The organism is Thalassotalea euphylliae, assembly GCF_003390395.1.
In the GTDB taxonomy this organism is placed as follows: domain Bacteria; phylum Pseudomonadota; class Gammaproteobacteria; order Enterobacterales; family Alteromonadaceae; genus Thalassotalea_F; species Thalassotalea_F euphylliae_C.
In genome coordinates, this window is sequence record NZ_QUOV01000001.1 from 197,450 (window position 1) to 220,501 (window position 23,052).

The 23,052-nt window shown below is 44.1% G+C and carries 19 protein-coding genes, 2 tRNA genes and 4 rRNA genes; 17 read left to right on the forward strand and 8 right to left on the reverse strand.

All coding sequences use genetic code 11. The features are described from left to right. Positions 1–107: 107 nt before the first annotated feature. From DXX92_RS00880 to DXX92_RS00915, 8 genes are all read left to right on the forward strand, one after another. Positions 108–1,650: ribosomal RNA gene (locus tag DXX92_RS00880) — 16S ribosomal RNA — on the forward strand. A gap of 78 nt (positions 1,651–1,728) precedes the next feature. Beyond that, positions 1,729–1,804 (forward strand) — tRNA-Ala (locus tag DXX92_RS00885). Between the two features lie 19 nt (positions 1,805–1,823). Then, positions 1,824–1,900: transfer RNA gene (locus DXX92_RS00890), tRNA-Ile, on the forward strand. Between the two features lie 356 nt (positions 1,901–2,256). Continuing rightward, positions 2,257–5,133, forward strand: a 23S ribosomal RNA gene (locus DXX92_RS00895). A 104-nt stretch (positions 5,134–5,237) separates the two neighbouring features. Continuing rightward, positions 5,238–5,352, forward strand: a 5S ribosomal RNA gene (gene rrf / locus DXX92_RS00900). 108 nt (positions 5,353–5,460) lie between these two features. Then, positions 5,461–5,575: ribosomal RNA gene (gene rrf, locus DXX92_RS00905) — 5S ribosomal RNA — on the forward strand. The 16S, 23S and 5S rRNA genes sit together here with 2 tRNA genes alongside, the layout of an rRNA operon. Before the next feature lie 73 nt (positions 5,576–5,648). Then, positions 5,649–6,614 carry an elongation factor P--(R)-beta-lysine ligase gene (gene epmA, locus DXX92_RS00910; protein WP_115998704.1) on the forward strand — a complete coding sequence of 322 codons (966 nt, stop codon included), beginning with the start codon at positions 5,649–5,651 and terminating at the stop codon, positions 6,612–6,614. A gap of 98 nt (positions 6,615–6,712) precedes the next feature. Further along, positions 6,713–7,093, forward strand: a complete 381-nt coding sequence (locus tag DXX92_RS00915; RefSeq protein ID WP_115998705.1) for a MerC domain-containing protein — start codon at positions 6,713–6,715, stop codon at positions 7,091–7,093. A 21-nt stretch (positions 7,094–7,114) separates the two neighbouring features. Here DXX92_RS00915 and glnG read toward each other — a convergent pair whose 3' ends face one another. From glnG to glnA, 4 genes are all read right to left on the reverse strand, one after another. Next, positions 7,115–8,515, reverse strand: coding sequence for a nitrogen regulation protein NR(I) (gene glnG / locus DXX92_RS00920; protein ID WP_115998706.1), 1,401 nt, complete (start codon positions 8,513–8,515; stop codon positions 7,115–7,117). Between the two features lie 2 nt (positions 8,516–8,517). Then, a complete protein-coding gene (gene glnL, locus DXX92_RS00925; RefSeq protein WP_115998707.1) occupies positions 8,518–9,609 on the reverse strand; it encodes a nitrogen regulation protein NR(II) in 1,092 nt (363 codons plus the stop codon). Positions 9,610–9,689: 80 nt separating this feature from the next. Continuing rightward, positions 9,690–10,199 (reverse strand): DUF4124 domain-containing protein, encoded by a 510-nt coding sequence (locus DXX92_RS00930; protein WP_115998708.1) that lies wholly within the window; start codon positions 10,197–10,199, stop codon positions 9,690–9,692. 130 nt (positions 10,200–10,329) lie between these two features. Next, positions 10,330–11,736 carry a glutamate--ammonia ligase gene (glnA, locus tag DXX92_RS00935; protein ID WP_115998709.1) on the reverse strand — a complete coding sequence of 469 codons (1,407 nt, stop codon included), beginning with the start codon at positions 11,734–11,736 and terminating at the stop codon, positions 10,330–10,332. 332 nt (positions 11,737–12,068) lie between these two features. On the opposite strand from glnA, the gene typA reads away from it, so the two are divergent. The 3 genes from typA to DXX92_RS00945 all read left to right on the forward strand — a co-directional run bounded on the left by typA (position 12,069) and on the right by DXX92_RS00945 (position 14,701). Beyond that, positions 12,069–13,886, forward strand: a complete 1,818-nt coding sequence (gene typA, locus DXX92_RS00940) for a translational GTPase TypA (protein ID WP_115998710.1) — start codon at positions 12,069–12,071, stop codon at positions 13,884–13,886. 324 nt (positions 13,887–14,210) lie between these two features. Continuing rightward, positions 14,211–14,387: a hypothetical protein gene (locus DXX92_RS19060; protein WP_181901664.1), complete on the forward strand. Its 177-nt coding sequence runs from the start codon at positions 14,211–14,213 to the stop codon at positions 14,385–14,387. Between the two features lie 128 nt (positions 14,388–14,515). Continuing rightward, positions 14,516–14,701, forward strand: coding sequence for a hypothetical protein (locus DXX92_RS00945; RefSeq protein ID WP_115998711.1), 186 nt, complete (start codon positions 14,516–14,518; stop codon positions 14,699–14,701). A 217-nt stretch (positions 14,702–14,918) separates the two neighbouring features. On the opposite strand, the gene DXX92_RS00950 is transcribed toward DXX92_RS00945, so the two are convergent. Both DXX92_RS00950 and DXX92_RS00955 read right to left on the reverse strand, forming a co-directional pair. Next, positions 14,919–15,569 carry a DUF2959 domain-containing protein gene (locus DXX92_RS00950; RefSeq protein WP_115998712.1) on the reverse strand — a complete coding sequence of 217 codons (651 nt, stop codon included), beginning with the start codon at positions 15,567–15,569 and terminating at the stop codon, positions 14,919–14,921. Between the two features lie 2 nt (positions 15,570–15,571). Next, positions 15,572–15,805, reverse strand: a complete 234-nt coding sequence (locus DXX92_RS00955) for a hypothetical protein (RefSeq protein WP_115998713.1) — start codon at positions 15,803–15,805, stop codon at positions 15,572–15,574. 100 nt (positions 15,806–15,905) lie between these two features. On the opposite strand from DXX92_RS00955, the gene DXX92_RS00960 reads away from it, so the two are divergent. The 5 genes from DXX92_RS00960 (at position 15,906) to DXX92_RS00980 (ending at position 20,733) form a co-directional block, all read left to right on the forward strand. After that, positions 15,906–16,913, forward strand: coding sequence for a virulence factor BrkB family protein (locus DXX92_RS00960; protein ID WP_115998714.1), 1,008 nt, complete (start codon positions 15,906–15,908; stop codon positions 16,911–16,913). A gap of 57 nt (positions 16,914–16,970) precedes the next feature. Then, complete coding sequence (gene pip, locus DXX92_RS00965) at positions 16,971–17,942, forward strand: prolyl aminopeptidase (protein ID WP_115998715.1); 972 nt, start codon at positions 16,971–16,973, stop codon at positions 17,940–17,942. Beyond that, positions 17,943–18,380 carry a D-aminoacyl-tRNA deacylase gene (gene dtd, locus DXX92_RS00970; RefSeq protein WP_115998716.1) on the forward strand — a complete coding sequence of 146 codons (438 nt, stop codon included), beginning with the start codon at positions 17,943–17,945 and terminating at the stop codon, positions 18,378–18,380. A 448-nt stretch (positions 18,381–18,828) separates the two neighbouring features. After that, on the forward strand, positions 18,829–19,899 hold the full coding sequence (gene hemE, locus DXX92_RS00975) for a uroporphyrinogen decarboxylase (RefSeq protein WP_115998717.1): 1,071 nt from the start codon (positions 18,829–18,831) through the stop codon (positions 19,897–19,899). Between the two features lie 159 nt (positions 19,900–20,058). Then, positions 20,059–20,733, forward strand: a complete 675-nt coding sequence (locus DXX92_RS00980; RefSeq protein ID WP_115998718.1) for an alpha/beta hydrolase — start codon at positions 20,059–20,061, stop codon at positions 20,731–20,733. A gap of 112 nt (positions 20,734–20,845) precedes the next feature. Here DXX92_RS00980 and pyrE read toward each other — a convergent pair whose 3' ends face one another. Continuing rightward, complete coding sequence (gene pyrE, locus DXX92_RS00985; RefSeq protein ID WP_115998719.1) at positions 20,846–21,487, reverse strand: orotate phosphoribosyltransferase; 642 nt, start codon at positions 21,485–21,487, stop codon at positions 20,846–20,848. A 34-nt stretch (positions 21,488–21,521) separates the two neighbouring features. Continuing rightward, positions 21,522–22,235, reverse strand: a complete 714-nt coding sequence (rph, locus tag DXX92_RS00990; protein WP_115998720.1) for a ribonuclease PH — start codon at positions 22,233–22,235, stop codon at positions 21,522–21,524. A gap of 284 nt (positions 22,236–22,519) precedes the next feature. Between rph and DXX92_RS00995 the strand changes: the two genes are divergently transcribed. After that, positions 22,520–23,047, forward strand: coding sequence for a DUF255 domain-containing protein (locus DXX92_RS00995; RefSeq protein WP_115998721.1), 528 nt, complete (start codon positions 22,520–22,522; stop codon positions 23,045–23,047). Positions 23,048–23,052 lie beyond the last annotated feature (5 nt).

Consider the following 23,052-nt stretch of genomic DNA (forward strand, 5'->3'; position numbering starts at 1 on the left):
TTGTCTTAGCAAAAATTAACTCAGTGAACTCATGCAAAAACTACTTTTATATAAGTTTTATTTGTACAGAATTCATTGAGCCGAGACTGATGTCTCACAAACGATTTTAATTGAAGAGTTTGATCATGGCTCAGATTGAACGCTGGCGGCAGGCTTAACACATGCAAGTCGAGCGGAAACGAAGAGGAGCTTGCTCCTTTGGCGTCGAGCGGCGGACGGGTGAGTAATGCTTGGGAATATGCCTTTTGGTGGGGGACAACAGTTGGAAACGACTGCTAATACCGCATAATGTTTACGGACCAAAGCGGGGGACCTTCGGGCCTCGTGCCAAAAGATTAGCCCAAGTGAGATTAGCTAGTTGGTGGGGTAAAGGCCTACCAAGGCGACGATCTCTAGCTGGTTTGAGAGGATGATCAGCCACACTGGGACTGAGACACGGCCCAGACTCCTACGGGAGGCAGCAGTGGGGAATATTGCACAATGGGGGAAACCCTGATGCAGCCATGCCGCGTGTGTGAAGAAGGCCTTCGGGTTGTAAAGCACTTTCAGTCGTGAGGAAAGGTTAGTAGGTAATATCTGCTAGCTGTGACGTTAGCGACAGAAGAAGCACCGGCTAACTCCGTGCCAGCAGCCGCGGTAATACGGAGGGTGCGAGCGTTAATCGGAATTACTGGGCGTAAAGCGTGCGTAGGCGGTTTGATAAGCCAGATGTGAAATCCCGGGGCTTAACCTCGGAACTGCATTTGGAACTGTTTGACTAGAGTACTGTAGAGGGTGGTGGAATTTCCAGTGTAGCGGTGAAATGCGTAGAGATTGGAAGGAACATCAGTGGCGAAGGCGGCCACCTGGACAGATACTGACGCTGAGGCACGAAAGCGTGGGGAGCGAACAGGATTAGATACCCTGGTAGTCCACGCCGTAAACGATGTCAACTAGCTGTTTGTGTTCTTGAAACGTGAGTAGCGTAGCTAACGCGCTAAGTTGACCGCCTGGGGAGTACGGCCGCAAGGTTAAAACTCAAATGAATTGACGGGGGCCCGCACAAGCGGTGGAGCATGTGGTTTAATTCGATGCAACGCGAAGAACCTTACCATCCCTTGACATCCAGAGAATTTTCTAGAGATAGATTAGTGCCTTCGGGAACTCTGAGACAGGTGCTGCATGGCTGTCGTCAGCTCGTGTTGTGAAATGTTGGGTTAAGTCCCGCAACGAGCGCAACCCCTATCCTTATTTGCCAGCGAGTAATGTCGGGAACTCTAAGGAGACTGCCGGTGATAAACCGGAGGAAGGTGGGGACGACGTCAAGTCATCATGGCCCTTACGGGATGGGCTACACACGTGCTACAATGGCGTATACAGAGGGCAGCAAGACCGCGAGGTGGAGCGAATCCCAGAAAGTACGTCGTAGTCCGGATTGGAGTCTGCAACTCGACTCCATGAAGTCGGAATCGCTAGTAATCGCGAATCAGAATGTCGCGGTGAATACGTTCCCGGGCCTTGTACACACCGCCCGTCACACCATGGGAGTGGGTTGCAAAAGAAGTGGCTAGTTTAACCTTCGGGAGGACGGTCACCACTTTGTGATTCATGACTGGGGTGAAGTCGTAACAAGGTAACCCTAGGGGAACCTGGGGTTGGATCACCTCCTTATCTTGAAGTAAAACGCTTCATGTTGAGTGTTCACACACATTGCATTGATAACGAAAAGTAAAGAAAACGAAGCCTTATGGGGCTATAGCTCAGCTGGGAGAGCGCCTGCCTTGCACGCAGGAGGTCAGCAGTTCGATCCTGCTTAGCTCCACCACTTCACTCTTATGTGATTTAGGTCTGTAGCTCAGCTGGTTAGAGCGCACCCCTGATAAGGGTGAGGTCGGCAGTTCAAGTCTGCCCAGACCTACCAAAGCTTCGTCAAAGAAACCAAACTTAAGGTGTTCAACTGAACAATTTACGTTTGGTTTTTTTAACCACAAATGAGCCGAATGTGCGCTGATTTGAAGTTCTTTAACAATTTGGAAAGCTGATATATATCCCGAAATAATTAGTAAATTAATTATTTCGAATGATGATTACAGTGTCGCGCTGTAAGCATCAAACCTGATAAATGATTTTTCCTTATCATTTATCAATCTAATTCAAGCATACTCCATTACTGTTCTTTTTAAGAATGGATAATGAGTACGTGAAAATGTCAGTCATACATTAGCATCAAGATTTGTCTCTTGATGACTTAAATACGAAAACTATTTGGGGTTGTATGGTTAAGTGACTAAGCGTATATGGTGGATGCCTTGGCAGTTAGAGGCGATGAAAGACGTGTTAATCTGCGATAAGCCTAGGTAAGGTGATAAAAACCGTTATAACCTAGGATTTCTGAATGGGGAAACCCACTTGCATAAGCAAGTATCATTAAGTGAATACATAGCTTAATGAGGCGAACCGGGAGAACTGAAACATCTAAGTACCCCGAGGAAAAGAAATCAACCGAGATTTCCTTAGTAGCGGCGAGCGAACGGGAATTAGCCCTTAAGCTTATGGGCGTTAGTGGAACAAGCTGGAAAGCTTGGCGATACAGGGTGATAGCCCCGTACACGAAGACAAACATAAGTGAAATCGAGTAGGTCGGCACACGTGAAATGTTGACTGAACATGGGGGGACCATCCTCCAAGGCTAAATACTCCTAACTGACCGATAGTGAACCAGTACCGTGAGGGAAAGGCGAAAAGAACCCCTGTGAGGGGAGTGAAATAGAACCTGAAACCGTATACGTACAAGCAGTGGAAGCCTTCGGGTGACTGCGTACCTTTTGTATAATGGGTCAGCGACTTATATTCTGTAGCAAGGTTAACCGATTAGGGGAGCCGTAGCGAAAGCGAGTGTTAACTGCGCGTTTAGTTGCAGGGTATAGACCCGAAACCCGGCGATCTACCCATGGGCAGGTTGAAGGTTGGGTAACACCAACTGGAGGACCGAACACACGTATGTTGAAAAATGCGGTGATGACCTGTGGGTCGGAGTGAAAGGCTAATCAAGCCGGGAGATAGCTGGTTCTCCCCGAAATCTATTTAGGTAGAGCCTCGGACGAATACCATTGGGGGTAGAGCACTGTTAAGGCTAGGGGGTCATCCCGACTTACCAACCCTTTGCAAACTCCGAATACCAATGAGTACTATCCGGGAGACACACTATGGGTGCTAACGTCCGTAGTGAAGAGGGAAACAACCCAGACCGCCAGCTAAGGTCCCAAAGTCATAGTTAAGTGGGAAACGATGTGGAAAGGCATAGACAGCTAGGAGGTTGGCTTAGAAGCAGCCATCCTTTAAAGAAAGCGTAATAGCTCACTAGTCGAGTCGGTCTGCGCGGAAGATGTAACGGGGCTAAACTATGCACCGAAGCTGCGGATTCAAAATTTATTTTGAGTGGTAGGGGAGCGTTCTGTAAGCCGTTGAAGGTGTGTTGAGAAGCATGCTGGAGGTATCAGAAGTGCGAATGCTGACATGAGTAACGATAAAGGGGGTGAAAAACCCCCTCGCCGAAAGACCAAGGTTTCCTGTCCCATGTTAATCAGGGCAGGGTAAGTCGGCCCCTAAGGCGAGACCGAGAGGTGTAGTCGATGGGAAACAGATTAATATTTCTGTACTTCTTTATATTGCGATGGAGGGACGGAGAAGGCTAAGCAAGCATGGCGTTGGTTGTCCATGTGAAAGTATGTAGGCTGAGAACTTAGGCAAATCCGGGTTCTTAAGGCTGAGATACGAGACGAGACTCTACGGAGTTGAAGTTGTTGATGCCCTGCTTCCAGGAAAAGCTTCTAAGCATAGATATAAAGGAACCGTACCCCAAACCGACACAGGTGGTTAGGTAGAGAATACTAAGGCGCTTGAGAGAACTCGGGTGAAGGAACTAGGCAAAATAGTACCGTAACTTCGGGAGAAGGTACGCCGGCTCTGGTGATGGGACTTGCTCCCTAAGCTGAGGTCGGTCGAAGTAACCAGGTGGCTGGAACTGTTTATTAAAAACACAGCACTGTGCAAAATCGAAAGATGACGTATACGGTGTGACGCCTGCCCGGTGCCGGAAGGTTAATTGATTGGGTTAGCTCTGCGAAGCTCATGATCGAAGCCCCGGTAAACGGCGGCCGTAACTATAACGGTCCTAAGGTAGCGAAATTCCTTGTCGGGTAAGTTCCGACCTGCACGAATGGCGTAATCATGGCCACACTGTCTCCACCCGAGACTCAGTGAAATTGAAATTGCGGTTAAGATGCCGTATACCCGCGGCTAGACGGAAAGACCCCGTGAACCTTTACTATAGCTTGACAGTGAACATTGCTCCTACATGTGTAGGATAGGTGGGAGGCTTTGAAACTTGCACGCCAGTGTGAGTGGAGCCAACCTTGAAATACCACCCTTGTATGCGTGATGTTCTAACCTAGGCCGATTATCTCGGTTGGGGACACTGTCTGGTGGGTAGTTTGACTGGGGCGGTCTCCTCCCAAAGCGTAACGGAGGAGCACGAAGGTTGGCTAAGTACGGTCGGACATCGTACGGTTAGTGCAATGGCATAAGCCAGCTTAACTGCGAGACAGACACGTCGAGCAGGTGCGAAAGCAGGTCATAGTGATCCGGTGGTTCTGTATGGAAGGGCCATCGCTCAACGGATAAAAGGTACTCCGGGGATAACAGGCTGATACCGCCCAAGAGTTCATATCGACGGCGGTGTTTGGCACCTCGATGTCGGCTCATCACATCCTGGGGCTGAAGTCGGTCCCAAGGGTATGGCTGTTCGCCATTTAAAGTGGTACGCGAGCTGGGTTTAGAACGTCGTGAGACAGTTCGGTCCCTATCTGCCGTGGGCGTTTGAGAATTGAAGAGGGCTGCTCCTAGTACGAGAGGACCGGAGTGGACGAACCTCTGGTGTTCCGGTTGTTTCGCCAGAAGCATTGCCGGGTAGCTACGTTCGGAACTGATAACCGCTGAAAGCATCTAAGCGGGAAGCAGGCTTTGAGATGAGTTCTCACTGGGACTTTAAGTCCCCTGAAGGGTCGTTGGAGACTACGACGTTGATAGGTCAGGTGTGTAAGGGTTGTGAGGCCTTGAGCTAACTGATACTAATTGCCCGTGAGGCTTAACCATACAACACCCAAATGGTTTTGTAAGACTGACAGAATAAAGAAAATCACGTACTAACGTGTGCTGAATAACGATATATATTAATTTCCAAATTGTAACTTTTTTCGCCTAGCGACAATAGCGTTGTAGAACCACCTGACCCCATGCCGAACTCAGAAGTGAAATGCAACTGCGCCGATGGTAGTGTGGGAGGTCCCATGTGAGAGTAGGTCATCGCTAGGCACTTAATTAAGAAAAGCCCTTGTCTTAAGACAAGGGCTTTTTACTTAAAGCTCTTATTGCTTAGTAATTAATTCAGAAATTTTAAATACTAATCAATAACAGTTTTTTGCTGGTGACCATAGCATTGTAGAACCACCTGATCCCTTGCCGAACTCAGAAGTGAAATGCAATTGCGCCGATGGTAGTGTGGGAGTTCCCATGTGAGAGTAGGACATTACCAGCACCTCTTTATAAAGCCTAGCTCTAATGCTAGGCTTTTTTCTTTCTAAAATAGCATTCATCTCTAAGAGCAGCCTATGTCGTGGCAACCAAGCATGAATTGGGAGACTGCACAGCAGCGTGCAAAGTTACTCTCTGCAATCAGAACATTTTTCAACAAGCGCAATGTCGTGGAAGTTGAGACACCACAAATGTGTAGTGGCACGATCACTGATGTACACTTAGATCCCATCCCCACTTCTTATGATTGGCATCAAGATGGTGCTTGCCAACTTTATTTGCAAACTTCTCCTGAATATCCGATGAAGCGTTTACTGGCATCAGGGTATCAATCTATCTATCAAATCGCTAAAGCCTTTAGAAATGAAGCTGAAGGAAGATTGCATAATCCAGAATTTACAATGTTGGAGTGGTATCGCGTTGGTTTTTCAATGGAAGAGCTTATGAACGAAGTGAGTGAACTGTTAATGGAAGTGTTAGCTGTCAAAGAGACAGAGGTATGTAGTTATGAACAAGTGTTTTTAACCTATACACCCATTAATCCTTTAGACACGTCACGAGCAGATTGTCTTAGCTTTATTAATCGTCAAGGTAAGCTAGAGCCTTGGCTTGAACAAACAACTTCAGTTGATACCTTATTACAGTTTATTTTTTGTGAGTGGATTGAGCCTAGAATTGGTCAGAAAGTTCCTTGTTTTGTTCATAGCTTTCCAAGTGGTCAAGCATCATTAGCTACGATAAATAATGCCGATACTAGGGTGGCGAATCGATTTGAATGTTACTTCAAGGGAATAGAGCTGGTTAATGGCTTTCATGAGTTAACTGATCAAGCGCAACAATTACAGCGTTTTGAGGAAGATAACCAACAGAGAGAGCTAATGGGGTTAGAGTCGAGAGCAATTGATCAAAAGTTTATTTCGGCTTTGTCTCATGGATTACCTGCTTGTTCAGGAGTTGCGTTGGGCATTGATCGATTAATGATGTTAGCCCTAGAAAGGGAATCAATTAAAGAAGTGATAACGTTCACTACACACAACGCATAGTAAAAGAGCGTGTAAAGTTACATAATTTAGCAATTATCCTGTGTGATACTATACCTAATGTGATATAGTATCAAAAGGTCAATGATAGAGGTAAACAAGTGTTAGATAGAATTGGTATAGCAGCGACATCTTTGTGTGCATTACATTGCATTCTGCTGCCTATTTTATTACCGGCATTACCACTGTTAGGACTAAGCTTTTTGGCAGATCATACGTGGGAATTTGTGTTCTTAATTGCCACAGCAATGTTAGGCACATTTGCTTTGCTTTCAGGCTTTAGACGTTATCATCGTAAGCTTTATCCATTTTATCTATTGTACTTAGGTGTTGCTGTTTATTGGCTTAGACACGACTTTGGTGAAGCGTATGAGCCGTTTTTTGTTATCTTCGGTGCCGTATTAATTGTCGCTGCCCATTTTATTAATATGAAGCTATGCAATAGCTGTAAGCAATGTACAGAGCACGACTGCACCTCTTAAGCGCAGCCGTCAATTACTCTTCTACATATCAAAATCTTTTAATTTTCTCGTTAACGTATTCCGTCCCCAGCCAAGCTTCTTAGCTGCTTCTTGTTTGTGACCGCCAGTAAATGACAGCGCGCGTTGCAGCATAATCTTTTCAAATTCTGGTGTCGCCTCATCAAGAATCGCACTGCGTCCTTTAGCGAGTTGTTCATCCATCCATTGGCTTAATAGTGATTGCCAAGATTCCCCTTCGCCAGCCTGTGGCAATGGAGTGTCATGCAACTCTTCTGGTAAATCTTCAGGTAATATTTCTTTACCACTAGCCATCACGGTTAAAAAGCGGCATATGTTCTCTAGTTGACGAACGTTACCCGGCCAGTTGCTTAACATCAGCTGAGTAACAGCATCTTTATGCAAAATCTTGGGTTCGACACTAAGTTCATCTGCTGCCAATTTTAAGAAGTGATTTGCCAGTTGCTCAATGTCTTCTTTGCGTTCTCTAAGTGCTGGTAATTGAATGCGGATTACATTAAGGCGGTGAAATAAGTCTTCTCGAAAATCGCCGCTTCTGACTTTTTCTTCTAAGTTTTGGTGGGTGGCTGCGATAATACGCACATCTACACGAATAGGGGAATGACCGCCAACGCGATAAAACTGACCGTCTGCAAGCACGCGAAGTAAACGTGTTTGTACATCAAGTGGCATATCGCCAATTTCGTCCAAAAATAGTGTGCCGTTATGGGCTTGTTCGAATCGACCTTGGCGCACAGAGTTAGCACCGGTAAAGGCACCTTTTTCATGACCGAATAATTCTGATTCGATCAAATCCCTAGGAATTGCTGCCATGTTAAGTGGAATAAAGGTTTCGCTAGAGCGTGGGCTGTGCATATGCAATGCGTGAGCAACGAGCTCTTTACCCGTACCCGACTCACCATTGATTAACACACTGATGCTAGAACGAGATAATCGACCGATAGCACGAAAGACTTCTTGCATCGCAGGTGCTTCACCAATAATGCCAACACTTGTTGGCGCCGCTTGGCCTTTTTTCGCTTTAGCACTTTGCTCTTTAACATGTGCTAGTGCTCTTCGAGTAAGTGCAACTGCATCGTCAATATCAAAAGGTTTTGGTAAATACTCAAAAGCACCGCCTTGGTAGGCATTAACCGCACTATCAAGGTCTGAGTGTGCGGTCATGATAATAACCGGAATATCTGGATGGTGTTGGCTGATCTGGTTAAGTAATGCCATGCCGTCCATATTAGGCATGCGAATATCAGAGATTATTACCTCTGGTTGGCCATGATCTAAAGCTGTTAATAAGTTCTGGGCGTTCTCAAAAGAGGCGCAGCTTATTTCTGCACTTTTAAATGCCTTTTCCAGCACCCAACGAATTGAGCTGTCGTCGTCTACTATCCATACTTGTTCGGCAATCATACTTAAATCTCTTCACTCTTCCCTTCGGATAAGGGTAATAAAATCATAAACTCTGTACGGCCAGGGCGACTAATACAGGAGAGTTTCCCTTTGTGTTGGTTGATTAGTGTTTGGGAAATTGAAAGCCCAAGGCCAGTACCGTTTGAGCGTCCTGAAACCATAGGGTAAAAAAGGGTGTCTTGAATATCTTCTGGAATACCTGGCCCAAAATCTATGATACTAATCAATATTGATAATTTAATGCGCTTGCCGTTGATTGTTTGATTACTGGCAATGCGAGTTTTGAGCGTAATGCTGCTTGCCGGCTCGATCGCTTGAATCGCATTGTTTACGATGTTTAATATAGCTTGTAACAGCTTGTCTTCATCAAAAGCAATTTCTGGAATTGAAGGATCGTAATCTCTTATCAAGATAATATCTTTTTCGTTATCAAAGCTAATTAGTTGGCTAACTTTCTCTAAAACGGAATGGATATTTTGTTGCGTCATTTTTGGGAGTTGATTCGGCCCTAACAAGCGATCAACAAGGTTGCGCAAGCGATCAGCCTGCTCGATGATCATCGCCGTATACTCTTGCTGCTCTTGATTTAGTTCTTTCGTTAACAACTGCGCTGCGCCGCGCAGACCACCCAGCGGATTTTTGATTTCGTGTGCTAGGCCTCGAATCAAGTCTCGAGCCGACTCCCATTGTTGCTGTTGAAAGGCCTCGGCGCTAATTTGTTTTTGCTGATCAATTTGCTTTAGCTCAATCAAAATATGCGGAGACTGATTAAATTCAGTACTGGACGCGGTTATCTCCGCAGTAAACTTGTAGCTGTCACCAAGGTATATCACCACATCACTATCGGTAAACTCCTGCCCACTTTCAATCACTTGCTGCAGTCTGGCTGCATCTATCGTGCTGTTGGGAAAAACATCTTCGAAGGCAACATTAAACAGTTTATTGAAGCTTTTGATTAATAGCGCTTCTGCCGCAGGGTTTAGATATTGGATGGTAAGTTTTTCGTCCAGTACCATTACAGCAGTTACAAGCTGGCTAGCAAGTTGTTGCTGATAAGTTGATTTATGTTTGATTAGATCTGCACGATTTAACAACAGATGACTCCATGTGCACCAAAAATGTGCATGATATCTGAAACTATATGTTTAAACCGTTTTAATTGCACCCAAAAGCGCTAGTTGACAGAGGCGCGGTGCATATAAAAGGTTATTGGCTTTGAAGATGCAATAACCTTGCCTTTCTCATTGATTAAATCAATTTTAATTTGGTGCTCGCCACGGTCGATATTACGTAGCGCAAACATGGAGTGGTTTTGAGGTTCTTGGTAGGGGTTTCCGTCGAGGTATAACTGAACGCGGAAGCCGCGTTTAAATATTGGTTTAATGCCCCCTGCAACATAGACAGAGCCACTATTATCGCGGATAGTTGCATTGTGCTCGGGCTGGGTAATAACGACTTGATATTTGTCCTCAATGATTTGTGGCTTGATATCAAGAATCGAGGTGTCTATTGATGGTAGGACAGTGTTTTCTTCTTTAACTTCAACTTCTTCAGCGCCTGGTCTTGGGCTATCAGAAAAAACCAATACGCCATTTTCATCACGCCAAACGTATACCTTAGCTTGATAAGCCTGTGCAGGTATTGCGATCACAGCGATAAATATGAAAATGATAAATTGCTTCATGTGCGTATCAAGTTGCTCCTGCAAAGTGGTTAACCTTTAATCTAAACAAATTATAGGCACTAAGCCACAAAAAAAGCTCGCCGAAGCGAGCTTTTTATCAAAAATGCGATTAATTACAGAGAATTAACGATTAAACGCTGTAGTACATTTGGAACTCAACTGGGTGAGTTGTCATGTTTAGCTTCTCAACTTCTTCACGTTTAAGGCCGATGTATGCATCAATCATATCTTCGTCCATAACGCCACCAGCAGTTAAGAACTCTTTGTCTGCTTCTAGTGCATCAAGCGCTGCTTCGAATGAAGGTGCAACTTGTGGAATTGCTGCTGCTTCTTCAGCTGGTAAGTCGTATAAATCTTTGTCCATTGCATCACCAGGGTGGATCTTGTTCTTAATACCGTCAAGACCCGCCATTAACATTGCTGTAAATGCTAAGTATGGGTTAGCTGTTGGATCAGGGAAACGTACTTCGATACGACGTGCTTTCGGTGAAGGCACTACTGGAATACGAATTGATGCAGAGCGGTTACGTGCAGAGTAAGCAAGCATTACTGGCGCTTCGAAACCTGGTACAAGACGCTTGTATGAGTTAGTTGAAGCGTTAGTGAAAGCATTGATCGCTTTAGCGTGCTTGATGATACCACCAATGTAGTAAAGTGCTGTTTCAGATAAGCCGCCGTACTTGTCACCCGCGAAAAGGTTAACACCATCTTTCGCTAATGATTGGTGACAGTGCATACCTGTACCGTTATCGCCAACTAATGGCTTAGGCATGAAGGTCGCAGTTTTACCGTATGCGTGCGCAACATTGTGAACAACGTACTTGTAGATTTGAACTTCGTCAGCTTTGTTAACCATAGTATTAAAGCGACAAGCAATCTCGTTTTGACCTGCTGTAGCAACTTCGTGGTGATGTGCTTCAACAACTAGGCCCATTTCTTCCATCACTAGACACATTGCAGAACGTAGGTCTTGAGAAGAGTCAACAGGTGCTACTGGGAAGTAACCGCCTTTAACGCCTGGACGGTGACCTTTGTTGCCGCCTTCGTAATCTGTATCTGAGTTCCAAACCGCTTCTGGATCATCGATAGAGTATGAAGCGCCTGACATATCAGCTTTAAATTTCACGTCTTCAAATACGAAGAATTCTGGCTCAGGACCAAATAAAATAGTGTCAGCGATACCCGTAGAGCGCATGTATTCTTCAGCGCGTTTTGCAACTGAGCGAGGGTCGCGGCTGTAGCCTTGCATAGTTGCAGGTTCTACGATGTCACAACGAATGTTTAACGTAACTTCTTCTGTGAATGGGTCTAATACAGCAGTTGATGCGTCCGGCATCAAGATCATGTCTGATTCGTTAATGCCTTTCCAGCCAGCGATTGAAGAACCATCGAACATTTTACCTTCTTCGAAGAAGTCTTCATCAACTTGGTGGTGAGGAAGTGAAACGTGTTGCTCTTTACCTTTAGAATCAGTGAAACGTAGGTCAACGAACTTAACGTCGTTTTCTTTGATTAAATCTAAAACTGCTTGTGACATTAGCGTCTCCAGTGAAGTTATCTAATTATTAATATATATAAATGCGCAGCATTCAGTGTGGCAGATGCCAAGCGAATTACGTGCCAATGCGATAGCCCAATAAAAACGCTAAGCTCAGTAATTTACATCGACTATATTGCACCAAAATGATCCAGCTAAAAGATCTTTATGGTGCAAAAAAAGTGTAGAGAATAAATTTGCCTTATACCAGTGCAGGATGTCACTTGCTTGATTTGCCTCTAAAGGTGATTGAGTTAGGCGGGTTTTATTTTATTTGTCATGGTTAGTCCTGTATAATTCGCGCCCAATTATAGCCCTATGAGCAAAAGCCTGTGTTAGATAAATTAAGAAATGTGGCGATTATTGCCCACGTAGACCACGGTAAAACGACGCTTGTTGACAAGCTTCTCGAACAGTCGGGAACATTAGATGCGCGCACTGAGTTAGAAGATCGTGTGATGGATTCAAACGATATCGAGAAAGAGCGTGGTATTACGATTTTAGCGAAAAATACTGCCATCACTTGGAACGACTACCGCGTTAACATCGTTGACACCCCAGGTCACGCCGATTTCGGTGGTGAAGTAGAACGTGTTATGTCAATGGTTGACTCAGTACTACTTATCGTTGATGCACAAGAAGGCCCAATGCCACAAACGCGTTTCGTAACGCAAAAAGCATTTGCTCAAGGTTTGAAGCCAATTGTTGTTATTAACAAAATCGACAAGCCAGGCGCTCGTCCTGATTGGGTAATGGATCAAGTATTCGATTTATTCGATAACTTAGGTGCGACTGACGAACAATTAGACTTCCAAGTAGTTTACGCGTCAGCGATTAATGGTTGGGCTTCTCACGAAGAAGGTGAACAAGGTGAAGATATGACACCATTGTTCCAAACCATTGTTGACCAAGTTCCACCACCAAATGCTGATTTAGATGGTCCATTCCAAATGCAAATCTCGCAATTGGACTACAGCTCTTACTTAGGCGTAATCGGTGTTGGCCGTGTAACGCGTGGTTCTGTTAAGCCAAACCAACAAGTTACGGTAAATGGTGCTAACGGTACTATTCACAACGGTAAAGTGGGTAAAGTATTTGGTTACTTAGGCTTAGAGCGTAACGAAGTTGAAGAAGCGCAAGCGGGTGACATTATCGCGATCACTGGTCTTGGTGAGCTGAAAATTTCTGACACTATCTGTTGCCCAACAGAAGTGGAAGCATTGCCAGCGTTATCTGTTGATGAGCCAACAGTAACAATGACTTTCCAAGTAAACACCTCACCGTTTTCTGGCCAAGAAGGTAAGTATGTTACTTCACGTAATATTCTTGATCGCCTTGAGAAAGAATTGGTACACAACGTAGCATTGCGTGTTGAGCAACTTGACGATCCAGACAAATTCAAAGTGTCTGGTCGTGGTGAATTGCACTTAGGTATCTTGATTGAAAACATGCGCCGTGAAGGTTACGAGCTGGCAGTATCACGCCCAGAAGTTATCATGCGCGAAGTAGATGGTGAGCTTCAAGAACCATATGAAACAGTAACGATTGATGTTGAAGAAGAGCATCAAGGTTCAATCATGGAGAAAATGGGCTTACGCAAGGCAGAGCTAACCGATATGGCGCCTGACGGTAAAGGTCGTATCCGTATGGACTTCATCATGCCAAGCCGTGGCTTAATTGGTTTCCAAACTGAGTTTATGACGTTAACGTCTGGCTCTGGTTTGATTTACCACACTTTCTTTGAATATGGTCCGCACAAAGGTGGCGAAATCGGTCAGCGTATTAACGGTGTGCTTATTGCAAATGCGACAGGTAAGGCACTTACCAATGCATTGTTTAACTTACAAGAGCGTGGTCGCTTGATGATCGGTCACGGTGTTGAAGTTTATGAAGGCATGGTGATTGGTATTCACAGCCGAGATAACGACTTAACGGTTAACGCGCTTAAAGGTAAGCAGTTAACCAATGTTCGTGCATCAGGTACAGATGATGCCCAGGTATTAACACCACCAATTGAAATGACGTTAGAGCAAGCACTTGAATTTATCGATGACGATGAATTAGTGGAAGTAACGCCAGAGAATATCCGTATTCGTAAAAAGTGGTTGAAAGAGTCTGATCGCAAGCGCGAAAGCCGCTCTAAAAAGTAACGTTTTATAAAGTTTGTTAATCGAAAGCCATCTCAACTTGAGGTGGCTTTTTTGTATCCGTTACTTGATATGTACGCCTTCGTAACTTGATGTGAGAGATCTCTTAACTCTCTGTGCGAGATTGAGTACGAGTTGTCTGAATAATCTGTAGAACACAGTGCTAATTCACTGAATTTTAATAGTTAAATTATATCGTTTGATTTTGTTACATTTATGTAAAATTACTGACCGTCCACTTCACTAGCTTTCGGGCAAATCGCAGCTACACTTTACCTCAAGTTAACAACATCGTAACAATAAGAAACTATTCACGAGTAACTATCCATGGACGGAAAAAAAGTATCTAGGCTTAGCCTGCTATTTGAAAAAATGGTCTCTGAACAAGCCAATCTAAATGAACAATTCGAACTACAACTACTGTATGACGAATTTATTGAAGAAGGTCGAGCAGAAGTCAGGCCGATAAAGTCTAATACCCAACGTCGACTTCAGCTTGCATAAGTGCTTGGTTGAATCTGTACTGTTGGAGCGAGGGCAATGACTCATTGAAGACGTAGCTCGTTTGTTGCCTTTTAGAGTACTGAAGCTAGCAAGCATTTCGACGAGATAGTAAGAGAAGGAGTTAAGTGATGACACCAGAGCATATCAAGAAACTAGGCGAACTCAGCCAAGTGTTTGGCAAAGGTACAGCTAAGCATAAAGATATCAGAGAATTGATTGATATTCTCTCAGCACTTAATAGCCCTCAAGAATCTACCTTTACTAGTAGCAGAACTAACAATCGCGAGATAAATAGTCAGTTAGATATTGATTAGCAGTTATACCTATTTGGTGTGACCGGATTACAAGTTTACATTTAGCGATGTAAGAAAGCCGCATAACACTAGTGTTATTGCGGCTTATTTTTTACTTACTCATTTACTTACTTATTGTTAAGTAGCTAATTATCTGCGGCGTGAATCATCTGTCGCATTATTTGTAACGTAGATGGCCTGTTCAATTAGAACCGATTGAGGTGGAATCACTTGATGTCTAGTTTTCAGACGATAGTGATGAAAGAAATTGCTCAGACTCTTTAATGGCTTTATTCATTTCACTAATCAAGGCATTAATATCTGTTTTAATATCTTGATACTCACCTTCAAGTGCGCCAATCGCCTTGGCATTTAAATTATGCTTGAGGTACAAAGTGTTGTCTTTCAAAGCTGCTAACACGGGTGCCATTTTACCTTCAGCACGCTGCATCGCTCTGAGCAAGCGCTGGTAACGACGTTGAGTGTCTCTTAACTGAGATTCACTTTGCCTTTTCAGTTTCGCACTGGAGTACTGCTCTATTTCATCAGCCCATTCATCAAAAAGTGCATCAGCAACGTTTTCAATATTATCAATGCGCTCTGAAACTGCATCAGCAGCATCAACACTCGCTTCGTATTGTGCTTCTGTGGCTTCAAATTGATCTTGTAAGTCGCCGCCATCGAACGCGATAAGCGTCGACAGCTGTTCTAGTGCACTGGCAAACTGCTGTTGAGCCTCTTGCTGAGCTTCTTGTGCGTTTTCAACTTCGTCAGCCAGTAGATCTCGCTTATGCTTGCCGAAGCTTTCCATGGCGGAGTAGTAGGCTGATTGACAGCCCTGTAACAACAGTACTAAAGCCGCAACTTTTAGCAGGTTTATAATACGCATAATTAGCTGCTGCCCTTATAGCGGGCTGCATCAATAATGGCCCAAACGTGGAAAATAAAACCGGGGAGTGCCATAAAGAATAAAATGCCCGTTGCAGCGAGTGTGTAATTCACCCAAGTAAGCAGAAAAAACACGATGGCAGCAAGAATTCGGCCTTGCACTAACTGGCCTAAGCCGGCAATAAAAAAGCTACAAATCGCGGCGATAACGTTACCACCTGAACCCTGTCCTGACATAGTTATATCCTATTAATTATGTTATATTTTCTTTAAAATCATTGCAGTTTAAGCATAGTATAAAGCCGCTAGTGTTTAAACTATAAATCGGTAAATTTATATGTTCATCAACAAGCTTCAGACACATTTACCTGCACCTCGCCAAATACTGGCCTTTGTTCAACATCTCACCAAACGCTTTACGGATGATCAAATTCACGTTGTTGCAGGTTATTTGTCATACGTTACCTTGATGTCATTAGTGCCGATGGTCTTAGTGATGCTGTCGGTCATGACAGCGTTTCCGATTTTTGCTGATATTCGCTCCACGATAGAAAACTTTGTTTATAGCAATTTTCTGCCTGCTGCTGGTGATACCGTGCAGGTTTACCTGTCAGGCTTTGTTGAAAACGCGTCGAAGATGTCTGCGATTGCAATTATTTTCTTGTTTCTATTCGCGTTATTACTGATTTCTGCCATCGATAAAAGTTTAAATAAAATTTGGCGAGTTAAAGCAAAGCGTCGAGTGATTACGTCGTTTTCGATGTATTGGATGGTGTTAACGCTTGGGCCAGTGCTTACCGGCGGCAGTATTGCGGCGACTTCTTATATCGTCTCGCTAGCGTCATTTGGTGACTATGACTTTCTTGGCATCAGCAGTATTCTGATAAAAGCGCTGCCCATGCTAATTTCTATGCTGGCATTCTTAATCCTTTACTTGGTCGTCCCGAATAAAACCGTTGCTGCTAAACATGCGTTAAGCGGCGCAGTTATCGCGGCTGTGTTATTTGAAGTGGCCAAAAAAGGCTTCGCTTTATACGTTACGCAAGTACCTTCTTATCAAGCCATTTATGGCGCGCTAGCCGGTATTCCTATTCTATTTTTGTGGGTGTATTTATCATGGCTAGTGGTGCTATTTGGCGCACTATTTACGGCGACGATTGAAACATTTCCGCGTTCGGTAACGGGGCTTAGCGCTGAATCTATTGCTAACAACCCCCCGACAAAAAGTGATAGAGCTGAGCAAAGTAGTGAGCATAGTGATGAGTGTAGTGAAGAGACCACAAAGCCTGTCAGCAGTGTGATAAAAAAGCCTGATAATCAGGCGCAAGAGCGCAAAGTCGTGTAAAGCCACTACAATTAGCTAGTATCACCGTAATTGGTGAATATCGGAGTTTAGTTCGCGATGTCACGTATTCTATTTCCTAAAATATCGCCGTATAGCCAAGAGTGGTTAGCGGTTGATGATCACCATCAGCTCTATGTTGAGCAATCGGGTAATATTAATGGTACGCCCGTTGTCTATCTGCACGGCGGGCCAGGGGCTGGCTGTAGTGAAAACTATCGCCGTTACTTCGATCCTGAAAAATATCGCATTATTTTGTTTGACCAACGTGGCTGTGGGCGTTCCAAACCGTCGCCGTCAATCGAACAGAATTCCATAGCACACCTCGTTAACGATATTGAACATATTCGACAGCACTTAGGTATTGATAAAATACTGTTGTGCGGCGGTTCATGGGGAACAACTTTAGCGATTGCTTACGGCATCGCACATCCTTCAAAGGTACTAGCATTTATTTTACGCGGAATTTTCTTAGGGACACAGCCAGAACTGGATTGGTTATATCAAGCAAATGGTGCGGCAAAGTTCTTTCCAGAATATTACCAAGAGTTTGTTGACTTGCTGCCTGAAGAATATAGAGAAAATCCACTCGCAGGTTATCAACAGCTGCTAGCTTCTGATAACGAATTGGCGGTAGCCGCTGCCAGCAAAGCTTGGTATATCTGGGAGCTTAGGTTGTCGTCGATTGAACATCACCCAATCGACAAAAGCCATATTTCTGATCAGCACCAAGCGCTGTGTATGGCCATTATTTCAGCACATTTTTTTGCTCAATTTAGCCAAACACCGGGTCAATATCTACTCGATAGCATTGACCGAATTAAGCACCTTCCTGCAATTTTATTGCATGGCCGATACGACATGGTGTGTCAGCTTGACGTCGCCTACCAGCTCGCTGAGCAATGGCAAAATGCGCAGCTACAAATTCTCCCTTGTGCTGGGCATAGTGGCTTTGAGTCGCAAACAATAGATGCTTTTTGCAAAGCAACCGATACAATGGCGGCATTCCTAGACGAACAAAAACAACGATAGATGATTGCATTAATTCAGCGCGTCAGCCATGCCAATGTTGTGGTTGAAGATGAAACTACCGGAGAAATTGGTAAAGGCTTATTGGTACTGCTGGCCATTGAACCTAATGATGATGAAAAGAAAGCTAAGCGACTTGCAGAACGTGTTGCTGGTTATCGGGTATTTGAAGATGAGCAAGGCAAAATGAACCTTAATGTTGAGCAAGCTGGCGGAGATATCTTGGTGGTTTCGCAGTTTACCTTAGCGGCAGATACCACGCGCGGTATGCGTCCCAGCTTTACCAGTGCAGCTTCCCCTGAAATGAGCAAAGGTTTGTACCAGTTTTTCACACGTGAGCTAAGAGCAAAAGGATTTAAGGCACCAACAGGAATATTTGGGGCTGATATGAAAGTGTCATTGTTAAACGATGGGCCGGTGACGTTTCAACTCACCGTTTAAATCTCAACTAAAACCTCAATTAAAACCATACTGCCCCTCACACTAAATTTCGGCAATAAAAAAGCCTTACCGAAGTAAGGCCTGAAATGCTCGCTGTGTGGTCTTGTTAAAACAAGCTTCTTATTAGTTATTTTCTTAACTAGCGCGTTACATTTTATAACAAAGTCATTTTTCGATTGCAACACTGTTTTTACACAATAATTGATTATTTTTACTACGAAAATTACGGTAATTTATGTTGCTATCTTCTTAGAACTGGTTGACATGTTGATGACATTTGTAACTAAAATGTTAACAATTTTGCTCGGGAGAGAATGTGCCGTCAACCAAGTTGTCACTAAGAATCTTAATATAAATCAATGCTTCGCTGATGAATGCTGAGGCTTAATAGATCTCAATTCTAGGCAGTGGTAGAATGCGCGCAGATTTTGACTAGAACGACTGAAGCATGACTGAATTAAAGAACGATACTTACCTGCGTGCCTTGTTACGCGAGCCTGTAGATTACACCCCAGTTTGGATGATGCGCCAAGCGGGTCGTTATTTGCCAGAGTACAAAGAAACTCGCAAAGACGCTGGTGACTTCATGTCACTGTGTCGTAACACGGAACTGGCAACAGAAGTTACTATTCAGCCACTTCGTCGTTTCCCGCTAGATGCTGCCATTTTATTTAGCGATATTTTAACGATTCCTGATGCGATGGGCTTAGGGCTTTACTTTGAAACGGGTGAAGGTCCTAAATTTGAACGTCCAATTACCTGTAAAGCTGATGTCGAAAAAATCGGCCAACCAGATCCAGAAGGTGAACTGCAATACGTGATGAATGCAGTACGTTCAATTCGTAAAGCACTAGATGGCCAAGTGCCACTAATTGGCTTCTCTGGCAGCCCTTGGACGCTAGCAACCTACATGGTTGAAGGCGGCAGCTCAAAGGCGTTCACTAAAATTAAGAAAATGATGTACGCAGAGCCACAAACCTTGCACTTGTTATTAGACAAGTTAGCAGATTCAGTGATCAGCTACTTGAATGCACAAATTGCAGCTGGCGCACAGTCAGTGATGGTATTTGATACTTGGGGCGGCGTGTTATCACCTCGTGACTACAAAGATTTCTCACTGCAATACATGCACAAAATCGTTGATGGCTTAACCCGTCATAACGAAGGTCGCAAAGTGCCCGTGACGCTATTCACTAAGAATGGTGGTATGTGGTTAGAAAGTATTGCGGCAACCGGTTGTGATGCGCTTGGCCTTGACTGGACTATTAATATTGAAGACGCGAAAGCACGTGTAGGTGACAAAGTTGCACTGCAAGGTAATATGGATCCATCAATGCTTTACGCACCGAAAGAACGTATTGAGCAAGAAGTCGCGACTATCTTAAAAGGCTTTGGTAACACTGGAACGGGCCACGTTTTCAACCTAGGCCATGGTATTCACCCAGACGTGAACCCAGAGCATGCAGGTCACTTTATTGAAGCAGTGCATCGCTTAAGTAAGCCGTATCATGCTAAATAGATAGGGCAAAAAAGCTCAACTAACAAAGGCGCTAACCTCACGGTAGCGCCTTTTTTGTGCACTTAACTTTAGATCTCGGTAAATAGCGAACCTGTTCATTACAAAATTAGCTTGCTACTATCGACGGATTTTCTCTAGATACATTTCAAGGTAATCACTATGTCTGATTCTGCGTTAGAGCGCATTGTTGTCGAGCAGAACGCACCAGTATCGGCCTGTGTTATTTGGTTGCATGGTTTAGGCGACTCAGGTGACGGTTTTGCCCCCATTGTTCCGGCATTTAACTTACCTGCTAACCACGGAATACGCTTTGTTTTTCCACATGCACCGATGCAGCCTGTGACGATAAACCAAGGCTTTGTCATGCGTTCATGGTACGACATTAAAAGTATGGATTTGCACAATCGTGCAGATATGGATGGAGTGCTAAAGTCAGAAGTACTTGTGAAGCAGTTAATTCAGGAGCAAATTGATGCAGGCATTCCTGCAAGTCGCATTGTGTTGGCCGGATTTAGCCAAGGTGGCGTATTGAGCTTATTCACAGGTTTACGTTACCCAGAAAAGCTGGCGGGTATTTTAGCTTTGTCCTGCTATTTACCAACTAGTGATAGTCTGCCAGAGCAGTGCCATGAGGCGAATAAGGCGACGGATATTTTACAACATCACGGTGAACAGGATGAAGTTGTGCCGTATATGGCTGGACAAACAGCGCATCAATTATTAGTTGAAGCTAACTATCATACGCAATGGCAAAGTTATCAGATGGGGCACAATCTTGTACCACAGCAAATTAATGATATTGCTCAATGGTTAACAGCGCGATTGCTTAAGTAGTTAGACGAGATTTTAGTCTCGTCCAAAATAAAAAAGTACTTGGCTTGTTGACCAAGTACTTTTTAAATTTTTATTACAACGGCCAATCTAGGCCGAGAATTAGCCGATAGAATTAAATACCATAATCTTCACGATATTGTTTAATTGCCGCAAGTGCATCCGCCATATCATCTTGCTCTTCTAAGTAACTAATTAAGTCACCTAGAGTCACAATTGAAATCACTTTTGTGCCAAAATCGCGCTCAACTTCTTGAATCGCCGATAGCTCGCCTTTGCCTTTTTCTTGACGATCAAGGGCGATAAGCACACCAGATAATTCAGCACCATTGGCTTGGATAATTTCCATTGATTCACGAATGGCCGTGCCAGCGGTGATCACATCATCAACCAGCATCACTTTGCCTTCCAGTGCTGAGCCCACAAGGTTGCCACCTTCACCGTGAGTTTTCGCCTCTTTACGGTTAAAGCAGTATGGCACGTCTTGATTGTGATGATCTGCCAGTGCAACCGCTGTTGTCGTGGCAATTGGAATACCTTTGTAGGCAGGGCCAAACAGCAAATCGAACTCAATACCGCTATCCGCTAATGCAGCGGCATAAAAACGGCCTAAACGGGCTAAATCGCCACCTGTGTTAAACAAGCCTGCGTTAAAGAAATATGGGCTCGTACGGCCAGACTTTAAAGTGAATTCGCCAAAACGAAGCACTTGCTTGCTTAGTGCAAATTCAATAAATTCACGTTGATAATCTTTCATGGTTTTTCTACCTACTATTACCAGTGCTTGCTGTTTAGCTTAATGCCGCTTTTTGAATATCGAATAACTCGTTAATACCGTGTTTTGCTAACTGCATCATTTCATTCATTTCGTCAAAACTAAATGGCTCTTCTTCGGCGGTGCCTTGTACTTCAATTAGCTTACCGGTTTCAGTCATTACGACGTTCATATCGGTTTCTGCTTCAGAATCTTCTAAATACTCTAAATCAGCAATTGGTTGGCCTTTGTAAATACCAACTGAAACCGCCGCGATCATGTGCTTAAGCGGGTTGGTTTTGATGGTTTCTTTGGCGCGCATATAGTTAAGTGCGTCAACTAAGGCAACACAAGCACCAGTAATTGAAGCAGTACGCGTGCCACCATCAGCTTGAATAACATCACAATCGATGGTGATGGTATTTTCGCCAAGTGCTTTTAAATCAACTGCTGCACGCAATGCTCGTGCAATTAAACGTTGAATTTCCATAGTGCGGCCACCTTGCTTACCACCGGCAGCTTCACGGCGCATACGGGTGTGTGTTGAACGCGGCAGCATACCGTATTCAGCAGTTACCCAACCTTTACCTTGGCCTTTCAAGAAGCGCGGTACACCTTCTTCTACGGTTGCGGTACAAATCACTTTAGTCTCGCCAAATTCAATTAAAATTGAGCCTTCGGCATGGGCGGTGAATTGGCGGGTAATGGTTACTGGACGAATCTGGCCCAGCGTTCTGCCACTTGGTCGCATAGTTAGGTTCCTGTCAAATAAAATTGCTGGCAATTATAAGCGTATCGCCGCGATTTTACACGGCTATTTCATTATGTTTTACAAATCATATCGTGCCCAGAAGTTGATACACTGCGACGGATAGTTAGCGCTAGTAGTTACCTATTTTTAGTCAGATAAAGGCGAGGTTTTCTGCTTAAAACGGCTTCTCTGCGAAGTACTGAGCGACTATTATTAAGGTAGTGTGAAAGATCATGGTTTAGGCTTTGGTCTATTAACCAGAATATTGGTTGTGAGAGAGATAAATGAAGTACGTAATTGCCACCTTGTTAATGGTTTCAATTTTAGGTTTTAGTGGCGCAGTTGCAGCACAAGAGAAAAGTGATTTGCCGCTTTATAGCAAGGTTTATGACGATAAGCGCGATCCGTTTAAAGATGCGGTGGCGGCTATCAAACTTGCTAAAGCATCGAACCGTAATGTATTAATTGAGATTGGTGGTAACTGGTGTACTTGGTGTCACAAAATGGATGCCTTTTTAGAGAAGAACCCTGACATCTACAACAAACTGCATCAAGAATTTGTGATTTTGAAAGTGAATGTCAGTGACAGCAATGAAAACGAAGCCTTTATGAAAGGTTTGCCGCCAGTATTGGGTTACCCTCATATGTATGTGTCGACTGCGGCAGGTAAAATGGTGTTATCAAAAGATACCGCTGAGCTGCAAGAAGATGGTAAATATTCGCGTGAAAACTGGTTGTCCTTCATTGACCAATGGAAACCAAAAGCTGATGAATTGAAACCAGAAACCGAACAAATTGAGCCAAAAGCTTAGGCTGG

Coding starts and splice junctions, on each gene's coding strand:
- pip (WP_115998715.1), top strand. CDS start 16,971: ATGTCACGTATTCTATTTCCTAAAATATCGCCGTATAGCCAAGAGTGG.
- DXX92_RS00995 (WP_115998721.1), top strand. CDS start 22,520: ATGAAGTACGTAATTGCCACCTTGTTAATGGTTTCAATTTTAGGTTTT.
- DXX92_RS00955 (WP_115998713.1), bottom strand. CDS start 15,805: ATGTCAGGACAGGGTTCAGGTGGTAACGTTATCGCCGCGATTTGTAGC.
- DXX92_RS00945 (WP_115998711.1), top strand. CDS start 14,516: ATGACACCAGAGCATATCAAGAAACTAGGCGAACTCAGCCAAGTGTTT.
- DXX92_RS00960 (WP_115998714.1), top strand. CDS start 15,906: ATGTTCATCAACAAGCTTCAGACACATTTACCTGCACCTCGCCAAATA.
- glnA (WP_115998709.1), bottom strand. CDS start 11,736: ATGTCACAAGCAGTTTTAGATTTAATCAAAGAAAACGACGTTAAGTTC.
- DXX92_RS19060 (WP_181901664.1), top strand. CDS start 14,211: ATGGACGGAAAAAAAGTATCTAGGCTTAGCCTGCTATTTGAAAAAATG.
- hemE (WP_115998717.1), top strand. CDS start 18,829: ATGACTGAATTAAAGAACGATACTTACCTGCGTGCCTTGTTACGCGAG.
- epmA (WP_115998704.1), top strand. CDS start 5,649: ATGTCGTGGCAACCAAGCATGAATTGGGAGACTGCACAGCAGCGTGCA.
- DXX92_RS00980 (WP_115998718.1), top strand. CDS start 20,059: ATGTCTGATTCTGCGTTAGAGCGCATTGTTGTCGAGCAGAACGCACCA.
- DXX92_RS00930 (WP_115998708.1), bottom strand. CDS start 10,199: ATGAAGCAATTTATCATTTTCATATTTATCGCTGTGATCGCAATACCT.
- glnG (WP_115998706.1), bottom strand. CDS start 8,515: ATGATTGCCGAACAAGTATGGATAGTAGACGACGACAGCTCAATTCGT.
- pyrE (WP_115998719.1), bottom strand. CDS start 21,487: ATGAAAGATTATCAACGTGAATTTATTGAATTTGCACTAAGCAAGCAA.
- DXX92_RS00950 (WP_115998712.1), bottom strand. CDS start 15,569: ATGCGTATTATAAACCTGCTAAAAGTTGCGGCTTTAGTACTGTTGTTA.
- dtd (WP_115998716.1), top strand. CDS start 17,943: ATGATTGCATTAATTCAGCGCGTCAGCCATGCCAATGTTGTGGTTGAA.
- rph (WP_115998720.1), bottom strand. CDS start 22,235: ATGCGACCAAGTGGCAGAACGCTGGGCCAGATTCGTCCAGTAACCATT.